Raw genomic sequence first — 17,740 nt, forward strand, 5'->3', positions numbered from 1 at the left:
CTCACATACCCGGCGGTACCGAACGCGTGCCCCAGCTGGTGGGCTCGTCGCTCAGACCGAACCGGATCGTGCCCGCGCGCAGCAGGTCTGCGTGGGAGATCCAGCTGCGGTCGTAGCTGTGCGCTCCGATTCGGACGTCCTTGGTGTACTGCGCCTTCGCCGCGCTCGCGCCGGGCGCCTCGATCTCGATCTTCCGCCCGTGCTCCGGCCGGATCTCGACCTTCTCGAACATCGGCGTGCTCAGCAGGTAGGTGCCCGAACCCGGCTGCGCCTCGAAGATTCCGGTCATGCCGAACACGAGCCAGGACGAGATCGTGCCGAGGTCGTCGTTGCCCGGCATCCCGTACGGCGTGTCCGTGAACAACGTCCGCGCCGCCCGCAGCACGGCCGAGGTCTTCCACGGCGCGCCCGTCCAGGCGTACATCCACGGCGAGTGCAGGTCGGGCTCGTTGTTGGGGTTGAAGGCGAAGTTGTTGTGGTAGTCGTACGCCCCGTGCACCCACGACTCCGCGGCCGCCTTCGCCGGGTCGCTGAGCACCAGCGGCAGGTCGAAGAACGTGTCGAGCCGCTGTTCCGCCTGTGCCGGGCCGCCCATCAGGCTCAGCAGCTTCGCCGGATCCTGCTGGGCGAGCCACTGGTACTGCCACGGCGTGCCCTCGTGGAAGCCCACCGACTGCGCGGGGTCGGCGCTGCCGACCGGAGTGCCGTCGGCGGCACGTGCCCGCGGGAAGCCGGTGAAGCCGTGCGACTGCACGCTGGTGTCCCACAGGTTCGCGAAGTTGTCACAGCGGGCGTGGAGCGTCTTCGCCTTGTCCCAGTAGCCCAGGCCCTGCGCCATCGTGGAGAGCGAGCAGTCGGCGAGGGCGTACTCCAGCGTCGCCGAACCGGCCTGGCGGGTGTCGCCGAAGGTGTAGCCCGGCACGTCCTGATAGCCGATCCACCCGTTCCGCACGTACGTCGGGTTGCCGTCGCGGCCGCGGAAGATCGACTGGTCGGCCGGGACCTCGGTGGCGTTGCGCCACAACGCGTCGAACAGTTGGCGCGCGGTGCGGTCGTCGAGCAGGCCGCGGCGGTAGTTGTCGACCACCCACGGCGTCACCGGGTCGCCGCTCATCACGTTGGTCTCGCCGTTGGCCAGCGCCCAGCGCGGCACCCAGCCGCCGTCCTGGTAGATCTTCAGGATCGACTTCGTCATGTCCGCGGCCTTGTCCGGATGCAGCAACGCGACGAGCTGGTTCTGCGAACGGTAGGTGTCCCACAGCGAGAACATCTGGTAGTAGGTGTCGCGGCTGCGGTGCACCTGGTCGTCGAACCCGCGGTAGGCACCGTCCACATCGGACCCGACCGACGGGTGCAGCAGGGACCGGTAGAGCGCGCTGTAGTAGGTGCGCTGGTCGGCGGTGGTGCCGCCCGCGACGCGCATCCGGTTCAGCTCGCCGAGCCAGGTGTCGTGCGCCTGTTGCTTCGCTTTGTCGAAGGACTTCGGCTGCTCGGCGGTGCGGTTGAGCCGCGCGCCGTCGATCGAGGTGTACGACAGCCCGACGGAGGCGCCGACCTGCTTGCCCGCAGCCGGGTCGAAGCTGAGCCACGCCCCGGTGCGCTGGCTGCCGAGGGAGGCGTCGCGCTGGTTCGGGGTGAGCTTGTTGTCGGTCCAGGTGCCGAAGCTCGTGAACTTGCGGTCGAACTTGGCGCTGAAGAAGATCTTGTAGCGCTCCTTCTGCGTCTCCCAGCAGAAGTTCCCGCCCTGCAGCCAGCCCTCGACGGTGTCGTCGCCGACCACGTGCACGTCGCCGGCGTAGGTGTAGCCGTTGCTCTCGCCGACCTCGATGAGGACGTTCTCGCTGGTGGCCGTGTCCGGGTAGGTGTAGCGGTGCTGCCCGGTCCGCTGGGTCGCGGTCAGCTCGGCGTCGATGCCGTTGTCGAGCTTCACGCCGTAGTAGCCGGGCGCGCGGGTTTCGTTGGCGTGGCTGAACTTCGCGCCGTACTGCGCCGGGTCGGAGCTGGTGACGGCGCCGGTGGTGGGCATGAAGCGGAAGTTGCCCATGGTCTGGCAGCCGACGCCGGACAGGTGCGTGTGGCTGAAACCGAGGATGGTGTCCTGCGCGTAGTCGTAGGACGCGTACTGCTTCAGCTGGGTGTCCGGGCTGAGCTGCACCATCCCGAACGGGGTGGTGGCGCCGGGGAACGTGGTGCCGTCACCGTTGTTGCCGATCGAGGTGTCGACCAGCGTGGTCGGGTCGTCGGCGAACCGCGGCCCCTGCTCGGTGGCCGCCGCGGGCGCCGCGGCGGCCAGCAGGGTGACCCCGGCGAGCAGGCTGGTCAGGACGCGCTGGCGCGCTCTCATTCCGGTGTCCTCCTGTGACAACGTTGTCAAGACGTACGTTCCGATCCTTTCCGCCCGGAACGGGCACCGTCAACCCGCCGAAGGTCGGGAATCGAGGGTGTATAACGCCCTATTCAGTGGCGCTTGGTCGCGTCCGGGAGGAAAACCCGCAGCAACACCACTGTGAGGAGGCAGAGTCCCGCGTTCACCCCGATCGCAGTGATGATTCCGTGCAGCACCTTGGCGCCGGAGGCCGTCACGATGGCGCTCATGACCGGGGTGCCCAGCGTGATCCCGACCTGCTGGCTCATCGTCGTCAGACCCGTGGCCAGGCCCTGCTCGGTGTCGGGCAGCCCGGAGGTGGCGGTGACCAGGAAGCCGACGATCGCCACGAGGTTGGCGACCCCGCCCGCGAAGGTCGCGGCCAGCAGCAGCGCGATCCAGCCGGGAGCCGGGCCGAGCAGGACGAGCACGGCGGTCGCGGCGGCCTGCGTGGTGAACCCCGTGACGAGCGTGCGCCGCGTGCCGACGCGCGCGATCAGCCGCGGTCCCACCACGCCGCCGAGCACCGTGCCGACACCCAGCACCGCGAACGACAGGCCTGCCGCGAGCGGCGAGTAGCCCAGGACCTCCTGCAGGTAGAGGGTCAGCAGGAACACCAGCGACGTCTCGGTGGCGAACGCCAGGAGCCCGGCGAAGTTGCCCCAGCCGACGTTGCGCCGGCCGAGGACGCGCACCGGCACGAGCGGCGTGACGGCCCGCTTCTCGACGAGCTAGAACAGCCCCAGCAGCACCACACCGGCGGCCAGCGACAGCAGCACCCGTGGGTCACCCCAGGAACGCGCCCCCGCGGTGGTGGCCGCGTACACGACGGCCAGCAGGCCGAGGGTGACCGTCAGCGCCCCCGGCAGGTCCGCTTTCGCCCGCCGGTCCGGGCGGTGCTCGTCGAGCACGCGGGGAGCCGCCAGCAGCACGAACGCCGCCACCGGCACGTTGAGGAAGAACGCCCACCGCCAGCTCAGCAGGTCGGTGAGCACGCCGCCGAGGATCGCGCCGGCGGTGAACCCGGCCGCCATCAGCGAGCCGTTGAGCCCCAGCGCCCGTTCCCGCAGCGGCCCCTCCGGGAACGAGGTGGTGAGCAGTGCCAGTGCGGCGGGGGTGACGGCCGCGGTCGCCAGGCCCTGGGCGGCGCGGGCGGCGAGGAGCATCGCCGGGGAGACCGCGAGGCCGCCCGCCAGCGAGGCCACGCCGAGCAGCGTCATCCCGGCGAGGAACACCCGGCGCCTGCCCAGCAGGTCGGCGACGCGGCCGAACAGCAGGGTGCACCCGGCGGCGCAGAGCGCGAACGCGGTGGCGATCCACTGCAGGTTCCCCAGCGCGAAGCCGACGTCGGCGCCGATCGCGGGCAAGGCGACGGTGAGCACGGAGAAGTCGACGGCCAGGGTGAAGCCCGCGGTCAGCAGCAGGACGAGAACGAACCGCTGCCTGCCGGTCATCCCGGCGGTTCCTCGTTCGGTGGTGGTCATACCTCCGGACGTTCGTCGCCGCGGCGGGAGACAGCCAGCACCCGGTTCCGGGTAGTCAGCGCCAGCCTGGCACCGCCAGGGTTACCCACGGTGCCCGCAGCCGGGGCACCATGGCGGCATGGCGGGTACGGAGCTGGGAGAATTCCTGCGGGGCAGGCGCGGCCGGGTCAGCCCGGAGGACGTGGGGCTCACGTCGTACGGCACTCGGCGCGTGCCGGGGTTGCGGCGAGAGGAGCTGGCGCAGCTCGCGGGCATCAGCGTCACCTACTACACGAGGCTGGAGCAGGGGCAGAGCCGCCATGCGTCGGAGGCGATCGTCGAGGCGCTGGCCCGTGCGCTCGGGCTGGACGACGACGAACGCGCGCACCTGCACGACCTGGCCCGCCCGGCACCGGCGAAGCCGCGACGGCGGCCGCGGCCCGCGGTGGTGCGCGACGGCACCCGCCGGCTGATCACCGCCCTCGGTGACGTGCCCGCGGTGGTGCTCGGGGTGCGGAACGAGGTGCTCGCCTGGAACCGGCCGGGGCACCTGCTGCTGGCCGGGCACCTGGACTTCGGCACACCGGACCGGCCCGGCGAGCGGCCGAACCTGACCCGGATGCTGTTCCTGGACCCGCACCACCGCGACCTCCACGTGCGCTGGCAGGAGGAGGCCGCGCGGGCGGTCGCGTCCCTGCGGCTCGTCGCCGGGCGGCACGCGGACGACCGCGAGCTGGCCGAGCTGATCGGCGAGCTGACCATGCGCAGCCCGGAGTTCGCGGCCCTGTGGGCGAAGCACCCGGTCGCGACCTGCGTCTCGGGCACGAAGCACTTCCGGCACCCGGAGGTCGGGGAGCTGGTCCTGGGCTTCGAAGCGCTGCTGCTCGCGGACGACCCGGGGCAGCGGATCCTGATGTACACCGCGGAGCCCGGATCCCCGTCGGAAGCCGCGCTGCGCCTGCTCACCGTCGGTGCGGCGGTCACCCCAGCAGGTCCGCCAGCTTCCGTTCCACCTCGGGGTCCCGCCCCGCGAAGCGGTCGCGCGTGAGGTGGAACAGCAGCTCGGCCGCGGGCTTGTCGAAGAACCGCGCCAGGCGCCGGGCGGTGCCGGCCGCGTCGTGGGCCAGTCCGTGCTCCACCAGGACCGCCACGACCTGCTCCCAGCGGGCGGAGTCGAGCACGTCCCGCACCGTCTCCACCGGACGTGAGCGCCCGGCGTACGGGTCGTCCACCGTCCACACGTGACTCCCGTGCCCCACCTCGACGGTCGAACCGCCGGGCAGGTGTACCGTCGCGCGTGTGCCGGGTGGCACGGTCACCTCCAACTCCACTCGCCCGTCCGAGCGCCGCCACGCCACCGCCGCCTCGCCGTACGGCGTCACGTGCCGGGCGGCGGCGTGAGCCAACGCGGGGGAGAGGACGGGATCGACCGTGATGCGCCGGTAGCCGGGGGCCGCGGGGGCGAGCCCGGCCAGGCGGCGGTGCATCCAGTCGGCGACCGCGCCGAGCGCGTAGTGGTTGAAGGACGTCATCTCGCCCGGGTTCACCGAACCGTCGGGCAGCAGCGAGTCCCAGCGTTCCCAGATCGTCGTCGCGCCCATCGTCACCGGGTACAGCCACGACGGGCAGCTCTTCTCCAGCAACAACCGCCAGGCGAGGTCCGGACGCCCCGCCCCGCACAGCGCGTCCGTCACCAGCGGCGTGCCGACGAACCCGGTGGCGATGCGGAAACCGTTGGCACGCACCAGATCCGCCAGGCGCTCCCCGGCGGCCCGGCGCTGCGAAGCCGTCGGCAGCAACGCCCACTCCAAAGCCAGCGCGTACACCGTCGGGGCGTCGGAGAGCACGCGGCCGGCCGCGGTGACGTAGTGCCGGGCGAAGGCGTCCCGCGTCGCGGCCGCGAGCTTCTCGTAGTGTGCCGGGTCGTAGCCCAGCACCCGGGCCGCCTCGGCGACGAGCTCGGCCGACCGCGCGAGGTGCGCGGTGGCGACGACGTCGGGATCGGCCTTCGCGGCGAACGGGTCGTCCGGCGGCGCGTCCGGGTCGAGCCAGTCGCCGAACTGGAAACCGCCCGCCCACACGCCGTCCGTGGTCAGCGACGCGATCTTGTCGACCCAGCCCCGCATCGACTCGAACTGCCGCTCCAGCACGCGGACGTCGCCGTAGCGGCGGTACAGCACCCACGGCACCACCACCGCGGCGTCGCCCCACGCGGTCGCGGTGGGCTCGGCGTCGCGTAGCACGTCGGGGATCACGAACGGGACTGCGCCGTCGGGGTGCTGGTCGGCGGCGAGGTCGGCGAGCCACGACGACAGGAACCCCGCCGCGTCGAACAGGAACGTGGCGGTGGGGCTGAAGATCTGGATGTCGCCGGTCCAGCCGAGCCGTTCGTCGCGCTGCGGGCAGTCCGTGGGCACGTCGAGGAAGTTGCCCCGCATCCCCCACACCACGTTCCGGTGGAACTGCTCCAGCTCCTGGTCCGAGCACTCGAACCAGCCGGTGCGCCGCAGGTCCGAGCCGACGACCACGGCCTCCGCCTCGAACTCCGCGGCACCGGTGACCTCCGCGTACCGGAAGCCGTGGAAGGTGAAGCACGGCTCGACGGTGTGCACGCCCTCGGGCAGCACATAGGTGTCGGTGGCCTTCGCCGACCGCAGCGGGCGCACGGACAGCTCGCCGTTTTCGAGGACCTCCGCGTGCCGCACCGTGACCTCGCCCGGGCCGCGCACGGTCAGCCGGACCCAGCCGACGAGGTTCTGCCCGAAGTCGACCAGCGTCCGGCCCGACGGGGACTGCCACGTCCGCACGGCCGGCAGTATCTCCGTGACCCGCACCGGCGGGCCTTCCGGCGCGACGAGCCTGCCGAAGCCGGCGTCGACGACCTCGACGGTGCCGGACACCGGGGCGGCCGTGAAGTCCGTGTGCTGGCCGTCGTACAGGTCGTCGGCCTGGATGGCGCCGGTGCGCGCGGTCCACGTCTCGTCGGTGCCGATGGTTTCCCGGGTGCCGTCGGCGTAGGTGACTTCGAGCTGCGCCAGCAGCGCGAGGCGGTCGCCGTAGTGCGCGCGGCCGCCGGTCCAGCCGAGCCTGCCCCGGAACCAGCCATTGCCCAGCGTGACGTCCAGGCTGTTCTCACCTTCGCTGAGCAGCGGCGTCACGTCGTAGGTCTGGTACCGCAGCCGGTGCCGGTACGACGTCCAGCCCGGCGCCAGCACCAGATCCCCGACGCGCTGCCCGTTCAGTTCCGCCTGATACACCCCGTGCGCGGTCGCGTACAGCCGCGCCGACACCACGCCCGGCCGCAGGACGAAGGCACGGGACAGGATCGGCGCCGGCCCGTCGAGGCCCGCCGGGCTGACGAACCGCGCCGACCAGTCGCCGGGAGACAGCAGCCCGCACTCCACTGTGGACGGTGCGCTCCACGACGACCACACCCCACCGGAAGCGACCCGCACCCGCACCGTCGCTCGCTCCCGCGACGCGAGCGGCGCGAACGGCCAGGGCACGAGCACCTGCTCCGCCGACTCGACCCGCACCACCTCGCCGTCGCGCTCCACCTCGTACGCCGTCTGCGCCCAGTCCGGGTCGCCGGTGCTCACCTGCCACGACAGACGCGGCCGGGACACGCCCACGCCGAGCGGGTCGTCGAGGTGCTCGAACCGGACGGGACCAATGGTGGTTTCAGGCGGCACGTTCGGCCTCGATCTGTTCCAGCGACTTGCCCGCGGTGTCGGGCATGAAGAAGAAACCGACGACGCCGCTGATGAACAGCGAGACGGTGAGCAGGGCCGCGACCGGCCCGATGCCCGCGCCGGCGAGCGTCGGCACGAAGAAGCTCCACACGCCGAGCACCGTCCGCGCGGCGCCGAACGTGAAGCCCTGCGCGGTGCCGCGGAGCATGGTGGGGAACAGTTCCTGGCTGAAGATCTTGTACATCGCCTCGCCCGCGAACCCGGCGCCCACGCCGAACAACACGATGTTCGCGATGATCACCGGGATCGCGAACGGGAACACGAGGTACACCCCGTAGGCGAGCACCTGCATCACCGCTCCCGCGCCCCACATGAGGCGGCGGTGCCGGTGGCTGCGGTCGACCAGCCGCATGAACAGCACGGTCACGAGGATGCCGATCACGAACCCGGCGCAGGACAGCGCGACGCTCGCGGCCTGGTTGCCGGCGCGCAGCGTCTTGATGATGTAGGGCGTGAAGATGCCGCTGGTGCCCGCGGCGAGGTTCCAGAACAGGTAGATCGACGCGGTCCACAGCAGCGCCTGCAGGTGGCGGCCGCGGAACAGCGCGCGCACCCGGTGCACCGTCGCCCCGGTCGAGGCGGTCCGCCAGCGCGCGGACTCGGCGAGCCCCTGCCGCAGCGCCCACGTCACGATCGCGACCACGAACAGCATGGCGAACACGATCCTGATGCCCAGCAGGTCCAAAGAGGACAGTGCGAGGGCGAGGAGCAGGACCACGACGGGCCCGGCGTTCCACGCGATCTGGGTGAAGGCGAGCAGCTTGCCGCGCGCCTTGGCGGGGGAGAACTCGCCGACCAGCGCGAGCGACGTGGGCACGTCCGCGCCGACCGCGACGCCGACGACGAACGTGCCGGCGAAGAGCATGGGCGCGTTGAACGCCAGCGCGATCAGCAGGATTCCGACGCCGTAGACGAGCAGGTCGTACTTGTAGATCCGCTTGCGCCCCAGCCGGTCGCCGAGCCTGCCGCCGAGGAACGCCCCGAGCGCGCAGCCCAGCGCGTTCGGCCCGAGCGCGGCGAGCGCGCCGACCGCGCCGTCGCTGAGCCCGAGGTAGCTCTGGAACAACGCGAGCCCGGACCCGAGCGCGACGATCGAACCGGCGTCGAGGTACGACGCCATGCCCGCGAGGACCGACCACCTCCAGTGCCGGCGCGTGACGTCTCCGGTGTCCTCGGCGGGCGTGACGCCGACCGCTTCGCTGGACTCCATGTGGACCTCCCAGTCGCCATTGACGTGGGCACCCGTTTGAAACGTATCAAACATGGTAGCGAAATCGGGGCGGAAGCTCAACCTTCCGCAACGCAGCCGGTATCAGTCGCCCAGCAGGGACAGGCCCAGCGGGGTGAGCGTGTGCACCACGGTGTTGCGCTCGCGCCGCGTCGCAATCAGGCCGGCGGCACGCAGGACCGAGGTGTGCTTGCTGACCGCCGAAGGTGTGACGCCGAGCCGAGCGGCGAGCTCGGACGTGCTGCAGCCCGCCGCGACGACCGTGAGCGCCGCCGCGCGGGTGGGGCCGAGCAGTGCCGAAAGCGCGCGGTCGGGCGGGCAGGTGCGGGGCCGGGCGGGCCGGGGCAGCGCCGGATAGCCCAGCCGCACGGGGCCGGGCGACAGCGCGACCTGCGGCCGCAGCGCGAAGTACGTCGGAGTCAGCACGATTCCCGCGCCCCCGGGCACGACCAGCTCGTCTTCCGAGCCCGCGGACAGCACCGGCGCCGACCATCGCAGCGCCGGCGCGAGACCGGTCAGCAGCGCGCCGACCCCCTCGCCCGCCAGCACGTGGGCACGCAGCTGCCGGTCCGCCCCGACGTGGGCCAGCACGGTGTCCCAGTGCGGCTCCACCGCGGCCTCGAAGTACTCGCGCATCGCCTGCACCAGCTTCGGCAGGCTGCTCACGTCGCCTTCGGCCAGCGCGGCCGCCCACGCCGGCAGCGTGGCCGGCGCCGTCCTGCCCCGTAGTTCGGTGCGCAGCCGGTGGGCCTGGGTCTCCAGGACGGCCGCGAGCCCGGCGCTGAGATCCGTCGCGCGCGGCAGGAGGAACCCCGGTGCCGGCTCCGCGTAGAGCCATTCGAGCACGCGCACGCTTTCCGGCAGGCGGGGCCGCACCTGCCGCCGCCACCAGGCGAACCCGTCACCGGCGGTGAGCAGCCGGACGCTGCAGGCCAGCTCCCACAACGGCTCCGCGGCCGGTGCCAGCGCGGTCCGCGCGATGTCCAGCGGCCCCAGCTCGATCCGCACGGCTATGCCCCCCAGTGCTCCCGCCGGTCCCGCGCCCGGCACGTGCTCCGGTGCGGCGGCATCTGTGAGTCGCCGGTGTTGCCCGCCCGTTACACGTCTGACGAGGGCTTTTGAGCCGTCCGGAAATCTGGTCGACGCCGGGCGCGCCGAGCGGAATGATCTTGTGGCGGGGGTGCCGGTCGGGGCAGCGGAAGGACGGCGCCCCGACTTCGGAAGTGGGGATTTGATGCGTACTCTCAAGCGGCTGTTCGCGGCCGCGTCTCTGGCGGCCGCGGTGGCCACGCTCGTCGCCGCGCCCGCGGCCTCGGCGGCGACGCCGGCCGGCGACCCGGTCACGTCGCTCGGGGGCCTGGCGATCCGGCCGGCCCACCTGCAGGCCACCGGGAAGGCGGGCCAGTTCTCGACCCAGGCCGACGAGCAGGCCTACCTCATCGGGCCGGCCTCGGACCTGAACCGCTGCCTGGACGCGGACCTGAACACCATCGGCCGCAACGGCACCCGGGTCCAGCTGTGGGACTGCAACAACACGTCGGCGAACCAGGCGTGGTACATCCGGCAGATCCCGGAGGGCTACTACCGGTTCCAGAACGTCTACAGCGGCCGGTACCTCGACGCCGACCTGAACACGATCGGCCGCAACGGCACCGTCGTGCAGCTGTGGGACTACGTGCCGGCCGCGAAGAACCAGTGGTTCGACCTGTCGGTGATCCCGGAGCAGTACGCCCGGCTGCGGAACGTCTACAGCGGCCGGTACCTGGACGCGGACGCGAACACCAGCGGCCGCAACGGCACCGTCGTGCAGCTGTGGGACTACGTGGCGGGCGCCAAGAACCAGTGGTGGTGACCCGATAGCGGAAACCGGCCCCGGGAACCTGTTTCCCGGGGCCGGTTCTCCTCCGGTGGGTGACGCCGCTCCTCAGTCGCCGATCGTGGAGTTCTCGGCCTGCGTGACGATCGTGCTCGCGTCCTCGGGCAACAGGTACCCGGCGTCGACGGACGCCTGCGCGGCCGCCCGCACCTTGTCCACGTAGTCCGCGTGCGTCGGGTAGAGCCGGCTCAGCACGGGCTCGGCCGTGGGCGGCGGAACCGGGTCGGACGGGTCACCGGCGTTGTGGCGGTCCCACGGGTCGGCGTCGCCGTTCCACGGGTCGCGGGCGCCGTAGAGCCCGCAGAACACGCCGCTGCCGGTGGTGTCGCGCAGTCCGGTGAGCGTGCGGGTGGGCACCGAGACGTCGGGCAGCCGGATGCCGCCCACTGCCAGCCCCGTGGCCGGGTCGCGCAGGTCGGCGAACAGCGGCGCCCCGCTCGCGGGCCGGGGACCGCCCTGCGCCCAGGCGGTCAGCAGCCGGAGCGCGGCGTCCATCGAGTAGTGCCCGGGCCCGTCGTTGTACGGCGCCGAGCCGGCGGCGCAGCCGGGCTGGGGCGCGGCGGAACCGGCGGACTTGAGCAGGGTCGGGTTCCCCAGGTCGTACGCCCACTGGTCACCGTGCGAGGTGCCCGCCAGCTCCCAGTGCACGACGCGGTCCGTGTCCGGCTGCCGGGCCGCCGCGGCGCCCGGGATGTCGGTCTCGGTGAGCACGACGAACGTCGGCACCGCCAGGTCCGTGCGGATGCGGCTGGGGTTGGGCATGAACAGGGTGTCCGGCAGCGACCCGCTGATCGGCGCGGCGATCGCGCTGTTGCTGTGGATCAGGAACCCGTCGTAGACGTTCGACACCGGCTGCACGGCGTTGGCGTAGGTCGTCATGAAGCCCGCCGACTGCGATTCGCCGTCCGCGAGCACGGTCCGCACCGCCAGCCCGCCCAGCGGGTCCGGGCCGTCCGGCGTGCGCAGCGCCTGCCCGGCCTGGGAGAAGATGTCGTAGGAGTAGGCGTCGCCGGGGTGCACGAGGCTGCCGTAGCGCGCCGGGTCCCAGCCCTTGAGGCCCTGGATCTCCCCGAGCCCGCCGTTGACGCCGACCGCCTGCGCGGAGACGCCAACCCACGCGTAACCGCGGCGCAGCAGCTCGTCACGCTCGAACCAGTAGTCCGGGGACAGTTCGAGCTGGCCGCTGACGTTGAGCCATTCGACGACGACGGTGCCGTTGAACTTCGCCGGATCGGCCGGGCGGCGCACGAGCAGGCGGCTGCGGTAGCCGGCCGTGCTCGCGGGCCGCACGGTCCAGCGGCCGTCGGAACCCCAGAGCCCGGCCTTGGCGTAGGCGGTCGCGGTGCCCGAGAAGAAGTATTCGCTTTCGGTGTAGCCGAACGACCCGAGGTCCTCGGCCGCGGCGAGGAACGGGAAACCGTGGCTGCCCGCCGGGGGCAGCGTGATCGTCGGGTGGGCGGCCGCCGCGTGGGCGGCGCCGGGGAGCACCGTGGCCAGCAGCAGGCCCGCTGCCGCGGCCAGGGACCGGATGGGGATCCGCACGTCTACCTCCGTGGGATGGGAAAGGGGATCCCACAGTGTCGGGCGTGCGGCGGCCCGCGGTCATCGGAGAAACCGCCGGTGTGGGCTCAGGCGGGGCTGTAGGTGAGGCAGTTGGCCGAGTGCGAGCCCGCGCCCGGGGCGACGCGCACGCCGGAGGCCGAGCACTCCAGTGCGGAGTTGAACCGGCAGTCGGTGCGCGAGCAGGCACCCACCTGGGCGACCACCTTGTCCAGGCCGCCCTTGCGGCTGAGCGGGACGAAGGTGGCGCAGTCGGCGGCGCCGTCGTCTCCGCCGACGGTGATGGCGAAGGCGTGGCAGCCGTCGTCGTTGTACGAACAGCCGGTCACCGTGCATTCGTGGACGGCGGGCATTTCGGTGCTGGTCATCGTCTGCTCCTCGGTCGTGGTGGGAGGAACCATCCGGGTACCCGGCACCCTGCCACCGGACTCGCGGCGACGCGGTTTTCACCGTCCCGTTCGGGTGACGCGAGGCGTTCACACCGCCCGGAGGTCCTCCTCCACGGCTTCCAGCTCCGCCGCCGAGCCCTGCACCTTCGGCCCGGTGAACCACTTCCGCGCCGAGGCGAACCACCACACCGCCGCGCCGCCGAGCACGACGAGGAACGCGACCGGGGTGTAGTTGAACGTGCCCACCGTGACGGGTGCCGCCTGGGGGAGCATGAACAACACGAAGATCACCACCACCCACCCGGTCGCGACGACGCCGACCGGCCTGCCCCACCGCCCGAGGTGCCAGGGTCCCCGCTCGAACCCGTCGCCTTTGCGCACTCGCAGGAACACCGGGATCACGTACGCCACGTAGAGCCCGACGGTCGCGATCGACGTGACCGCCGCGTACGCGGTCGCGCTCCACAGGTACGGCAGCGCGAGGATCAGTGCGCCCACTGCCGCGAGCCACACCGAGTTGGTCGGCGTGCGGGTGCGCTTGTTGATCCGGTGCCACAGCGGGGATCCCGGGATCGCGCCGTCGCGGGCGAATGCGTAGATCATCCGCGAGTTCGCTGTCACCGACGCCATGCCGCAGAACAGCTGCGCGCCGATCGCGATCAGCAGCAGGAACTTACCGGTGGTCGCGCCCGCCGCGTCGATGAAGATCTGCGCGGGCGGCACGCCGGTGCCGGAGTGCACCGCGCCGTCGTAGTCCTGGATCGCGAAGGTGAGGCCCAGCAACAGGATCCAGCCCGCGGCGAGCGACACGAGGATCGAGTTGACGATGCCGCGCGGGCCCGCCTTCGCCGCGTTGCGGGTTTCCTCCGTCATGTGCGCCGACGCGTCGTACCCGGTGAGCGTGTACTGCGCGACGAGCAACCCGAGCGCGAACACGTACGGCGCGAAGCCCCAGCCGGTGTTGTTCACGAAGTGCCCGAACACGAACGACGCGGGCTGGTGCCGGTCCGGCACGAACACCAGCACGGCCACGATCACCAGGACGCCGACGAGGTGCCACCACACGCTGACGTTGTTGAGGATCGCCACCAGCCGCACGCCGAACGTGTTCAGCAGCCCGTGCACTGCCAGGATGATCGCGAGCAGCAGGATCGTGTGCCCCGGTGTCGCGGCGAACCCGAACTGCAGGTCCAGGAACGCGTTGAGGAACAACGCGGCACCGAAGTCGATGCCCGCGGTGACCGCGACCTGCCCGACGAGGTTGAACCAGCCGGTGAACCACGCCCACGCCGCGGCCGACCGAGGCGGTGCGAGCTTCGCCGCCCAGTAGTAGAGCCCGCCCGCGGTCGGGTAGCTCGAACACACCTCGGCCATGCCGAGGCCGACGAGGACCACGAACACCCCGACGAGCGGCCAGCCCCAGATCATCGCGGCCGGGCCACCGGTGTTGAGGCCGAACCCGTAGAGCGTCAGGCAGCCCGACAGGATCGAGATGATCGTGAACGAGACGGCGAAGTTCGAGAAGGCCGACATCGTCCGCCTGAGCTCCTGGGCGTAACCGAGTTGGTGCAGCCGGGCGCTGTCCTCGTCCACGGGACTCCCTCAATGGTCTGCTCGTGTGCCAATTGCGGGTTCGCAGAAGGTAGCCCGGGGACCGGAAGGCGTCAAGACCCGCGCCGAGCACGACCAGTGATGAACCGGGCTCGGGCCCCAGTACATTCAGGACAGTCAAACCTCCTGTTTGGACATTGCGCGCGCGGCCGGGCGCAGCGGCAGCAGGGTGAGCAGCGCCGGACCGGTCGGCTCCGCGAGCAGGTCCCGCAGGGTCAGCGGGTCCAGTGCCGCGAAGAACGCCTCCTGGGCCGAGCGCAGGGCACTGCGGAGCCGGCACGCGGTGCGCAGCGGGCACGGCGGGTCCTCGCACGCGATGACCTCGGTCTGCCGCTCGCCGTGGCGGACGATCAGGCCGACCGACACGTCCAGCGTGGCCTCGGGCAGCGTGATCCCGCCGCCGCGGCCGCGGGTCGTCTCGAGCCAGCCCTGGCGCTGCAGCCGCTGCACGACCTTCGCGACGTGGTTTCGCGGCACGTTCAGTGCGTCCGCCAGCGCGTCGATCGTGAGCACCCGGCGCTGTGCCGCGGCCAGCATGAGGATGCGCAGCGAGATGTCGGTGGCGCGGTTGAGCTGCACGGCGGTCAGCGCGCGGCCGGAGCCGGCAGGTCCGCGGCGTCCGTGGCCCAGAGGTCGGGGCCGAAGACCTCGTAGTGGATCCGCTCGGCGGGCACCCCCCGGATGCGCAGGGACGTCCGCAGGTCGCGCATGAACCCGATCGGGCCGCACAGGTGCGCGGTGACGCCCGGGGGCAGCTCGATCTCGTCGGGACGCACCGGGCCGCGCTGGTCCGCCGACGGCGCGTCCTCGTCGAAGAAGACGAGGTGGCGGAAGGAGGCCAGCTGGGCGCCGTAGTGCTCGATGTGGTCCGCCAGTGCGTACCGGCCGGGTTCGCGTTCGGCGTGCACCACCAGCACCTCGCGACCGGGCTGGTGCCGTGCGACGTGTTCGAGCAGCGCGGCCGTCCGGGTGATCCCGATCCCGGCGCTCGCGAGCAGCAGCGGCTCGGTGCCCTCGTCCAGGACGGCGTCGCCGAACGGCCGGCTCACCCGCAGCTCGTCACCGGCCCGGACCTGCGAGGTGAGGATGCCGGAAACCACGCCGTCGGGCGTGCCGCGGACCTTCCGGACCGTGATGCGCAGAGTCGAATTGCCCGCCGCGTGGGAGATCGTGTACTGCCGGGCCTGGCGGCCGCCGTCCGGCAGGTCGACGGCGACGGTCACGTACTGGCCCGGAAGGTGCTGGGGGACCGGGCCTTCGAGCGGGGAGAGCCGCAAGGAGACGACGTCCTCGGCTTCCTGCCGCCTGCCGGTGACCCGCCAGCGCGGCAGCTCGTCCGCCGGGTCCACGCCGTGCTGCTGGTACAGCCGCGTCTCGGCGGCGATGAGCCGGACCGCGAACAGCCAGTAGACCTCCTCCCACGCGGCGGCCACGGCGGGCGTCACCGCGTCGCCGAGGACCTCGCCGACCGCGCCGATCAGGTGTTTTCCCACCACCGTGTACTGCTCGGGGCGGATGCCGAGGGAGGCGTGCTTGTGCGCGATCCGGCCGACCACGGCGTCGATGCCCGGTTTTCCTTCGCCCAGCAGGTGTTCGGCGTACGCGACGACCGAGCCCGCGAGCGCCCGCCGCTGCTCGCCGTTCGCCTGGTTGCCGCGGTTGAACAGGTTCAGCAGCCCGGGGTGGGCGGCGAACATCGACTCGTAGAACGCGGCTGAGATGGCGGTGCCGTGCTCGCGCACGGCGGGGAGGGTGGCCCGCACGACGGCGGCGGATCTGGTGGACAGCAAGGGAATCCTCCCGGGCTCGAACTGCCGTGGCACCTTCGACGCTACTCAAAGAGGTATTGCGAATACCTCTTTCTGTGACGCCTGACGCAGAGCGAAAGCGCGCCGCCGCAACCCGTTACGCCGAGAGAACGGGAAACCGTTGCGGCGAACGGAGGATCAGCTCGATCCGCGCCCTGCGGCGTGGCGGGCGAGGTGGCGGAGAACGCCGCACACGCGGCACGGGAGGTGAACGCTCTGGCGGCGCCCTGGCGAAATGGGGGTGTTCCTCTCCCCACTTCAACATATAGCGCACAGGGGGGCTTGCGGCAAGACCCGGGTGATCGCGAAGAATTCCCGCCCGACAGGCAGAACCTGCGGAAATGGGAGTCGCGGAGTGCGAGTGTTGCTGATGACGTACGGGTCGCGCGGGGACGTCGAGCCGGTGGTGGGGCTGGCGGTGGCGTTGCGGGACCTGGGCGCGGAGGTGCGGGTGTGCGCCCCGCCGGACTTCGCGGAGCTGGTGGAGGGGGCCGGGGCCCGGCTGACGCCGGTCGGCAAGCCGATCCAGGCACTGGCCACGGGCGCGGCGACGGGGAAGGCGCCGGTGACCCTGTCGGACCTCGCCGCGGACCTGACGGCCTCGGCGTACGACGCGGTCATGACGGCGGCCGGGTGCGGTGTGGCGGCGGGGGAGGGCGGTGTTGCGGCGGCCGGGCGCGGTGTGGCGGCGGACGAGGGCGGTGTGGCGGTGGGCGAAGGCGGAGTTGCGGCGGCCGGGCGCGGTGTGGTGGCGGACGAGGGCGGTGTGGTGGCGGACGAGGGCGGTGTGGTGGCGGACGAGGGCGGTGTGGCGGCGGGCGAAGGCGGTGTGGCGGCGGGCGAAGGCTGCGCGGCGGCAGGGGAGGGCTGCGTGGCGGTGCTGGCGACGGGCTCACTCCCGGCGGTGGCCGGGGCCCAGGCGGCGGCGGAGAAGCTGGGGATCCGGTACGCGTTCGCGTCCTTCACCCCGTCCAACCTGCCCTCCCCGCACCGCCGGCCGGCTCCGTGGCCCGGTCAGGTGGTCCCGGAGGGCGAGACCGACAACCTGGTGCTGTGGAAGCTGCAGGCCGAGCACCTGCACAAGCTGCTGGGCGAACCGATCAACGCCCACCGGGTGTCGGTCGGTCTGCCGCCGGTCAGCGACATCCGGTCCCACGTCCTGACGCGGCGCCCGTTCCTGGCGGCGGACCCGGTGCTGGGCCCCTGGCAGGCGGCGCCGGAGCTGGGCACGGTGCAGACCGAGGCGCGGGTCCGGTCAGAGGAGCGCCGGTTGCCGGGGGCGGGGCAGGAGGCGGCGGAGCTGGGCGTGGTGCAGACGGGGGCGTGGATCCGGCCGGATGATCGCCCGCTGCCGGCCGAGCTGGAGTCGTTCCTCGCGGCCGGTGCGGCGCCGGTCTACGTGGGCTTCGGCAGCATGCTGATCCGGGGCACCGAGGCGGCGGAGGTCTCCCGGACGGTCGTCGAGGCGGTCCGGGCGCAGGGCCGCCGCGTCCTGCTGGGCAGCGGCTGGGCCGGGCTCACCCCTGTCGACGACCGGGACGACTGCTTCACCGTCGGCGAGGTCAACCAGCAGGAGCTGTTCCGCAGGGTGGCCGCGGTCGTGCACCACGGCGGCGCGGGCACGACGGTCACCGCGGCCCGGGCCGGTGCGCCGCAGGTGCTGGTGCCGCAGGTGGCGGACCAGCCGT

The 17,740-nt window shown here is 72.3% G+C and carries 14 protein-coding genes; 3 read left to right on the top strand and 11 right to left on the bottom strand.

The window, feature by feature from the left end:
* Position 1: 1 nt before the first annotated feature.
* The 3 genes from FHX82_RS35420 to FHX82_RS36690 form a co-directional block, all read right to left on the bottom strand.
* On the bottom strand, positions 2–2,344 hold the full coding sequence (locus FHX82_RS35420) for a GH92 family glycosyl hydrolase (protein WP_145933940.1): 2,343 nt from the start codon (positions 2,342–2,344) through the stop codon (positions 2–4).
* Between the two features lie 113 nt (positions 2,345–2,457).
* Positions 2,458–3,060, bottom strand: a complete 603-nt coding sequence (locus FHX82_RS36685) for an MFS transporter (RefSeq protein ID WP_221216945.1) — start codon at positions 3,058–3,060, stop codon at positions 2,458–2,460.
* Positions 3,061–3,096: 36 nt separating this feature from the next.
* The gene (locus FHX82_RS36690; protein ID WP_221216946.1) at positions 3,097–3,849 is read right to left on the bottom strand and encodes an MFS transporter; all 753 of its coding nucleotides are present in this window, start codon (positions 3,847–3,849) and stop codon (positions 3,097–3,099) included.
* Between the two features lie 118 nt (positions 3,850–3,967).
* Here FHX82_RS36690 and FHX82_RS35430 point away from each other — a divergent pair, with 118 nt between their 5' ends.
* Entirely contained in the window at positions 3,968–4,876 is a 909-nt protein-coding gene (locus FHX82_RS35430) for a helix-turn-helix transcriptional regulator (protein ID WP_145933939.1), read from the top strand.
* Here FHX82_RS35430 and FHX82_RS35435 read toward each other — a convergent pair.
* The 3 genes from FHX82_RS35435 to FHX82_RS35445 all read right to left on the bottom strand — a co-directional run bounded on the left by FHX82_RS35435 (position 4,809) and on the right by FHX82_RS35445 (position 9,816).
* Entirely contained in the window at positions 4,809–7,520 is a 2,712-nt protein-coding gene (locus FHX82_RS35435) for a glycoside hydrolase family 78 protein (protein ID WP_145933938.1), read from the bottom strand. The genes FHX82_RS35430 and FHX82_RS35435 overlap by 68 nt on opposite strands.
* A complete protein-coding gene (locus tag FHX82_RS35440; protein WP_145933937.1) occupies positions 7,510–8,790 on the bottom strand; it encodes an MFS transporter in 1,281 nt (426 codons plus the stop codon). Before FHX82_RS35440 ends, FHX82_RS35435 begins: the two co-directional genes overlap by 11 nt.
* A 102-nt stretch (positions 8,791–8,892) precedes the next feature.
* Positions 8,893–9,816 carry an ArsR/SmtB family transcription factor gene (locus tag FHX82_RS35445; RefSeq protein WP_183177038.1) on the bottom strand — a complete coding sequence of 308 codons (924 nt, stop codon included), beginning with the start codon at positions 9,814–9,816 and terminating at the stop codon, positions 8,893–8,895.
* Between the two features lie 226 nt (positions 9,817–10,042).
* Here FHX82_RS35445 and FHX82_RS35450 point away from each other — a divergent pair, with 226 nt between their 5' ends.
* Entirely contained in the window at positions 10,043–10,660 is a 618-nt protein-coding gene (locus FHX82_RS35450) for an RICIN domain-containing protein (RefSeq protein ID WP_145939311.1), read from the top strand.
* 72 nt (positions 10,661–10,732) lie between these two features.
* Here the strand turns inward: FHX82_RS35450 and FHX82_RS35455 are convergent, their stop codons facing one another.
* From FHX82_RS35455 to FHX82_RS35475, 5 genes are all read right to left on the bottom strand, one after another.
* Entirely contained in the window at positions 10,733–12,226 is a 1,494-nt protein-coding gene (locus tag FHX82_RS35455; protein WP_229880678.1) for an alpha/beta hydrolase domain-containing protein, read from the bottom strand.
* Between the two features lie 86 nt (positions 12,227–12,312).
* Complete coding sequence (locus tag FHX82_RS35460; RefSeq protein WP_145939312.1) at positions 12,313–12,612, bottom strand: DUF1540 domain-containing protein; 300 nt, start codon at positions 12,610–12,612, stop codon at positions 12,313–12,315.
* Positions 12,613–12,720: 108 nt separating this feature from the next.
* Complete coding sequence (locus FHX82_RS35465) at positions 12,721–14,226, bottom strand: amino acid permease (RefSeq protein ID WP_145939313.1); 1,506 nt, start codon at positions 14,224–14,226, stop codon at positions 12,721–12,723.
* A 135-nt stretch (positions 14,227–14,361) separates the two neighbouring features.
* On the bottom strand, positions 14,362–14,823 hold the full coding sequence (locus FHX82_RS35470) for an RrF2 family transcriptional regulator (protein WP_145939314.1): 462 nt from the start codon (positions 14,821–14,823) through the stop codon (positions 14,362–14,364).
* A 5-nt stretch (positions 14,824–14,828) separates the two neighbouring features.
* Complete coding sequence (locus tag FHX82_RS35475) at positions 14,829–16,034, bottom strand: globin domain-containing protein (protein ID WP_145939315.1); 1,206 nt, start codon at positions 16,032–16,034, stop codon at positions 14,829–14,831.
* A gap of 373 nt (positions 16,035–16,407) precedes the next feature.
* On the opposite strand from FHX82_RS35475, the gene FHX82_RS37550 reads away from it, so the two are divergent.
* The coding region (locus tag FHX82_RS37550; RefSeq protein ID WP_311733439.1) for a glycosyltransferase at positions 16,408–17,740 on the top strand (1,333 nt) is incomplete at its 3' end.

Origin of the sequence: Amycolatopsis bartoniae, from assembly GCF_014191255.1 — a bacterium.
GTDB lineage: Bacteria > Actinomycetota > Actinomycetes > Mycobacteriales > Pseudonocardiaceae > Amycolatopsis_E > Amycolatopsis_E bartoniae.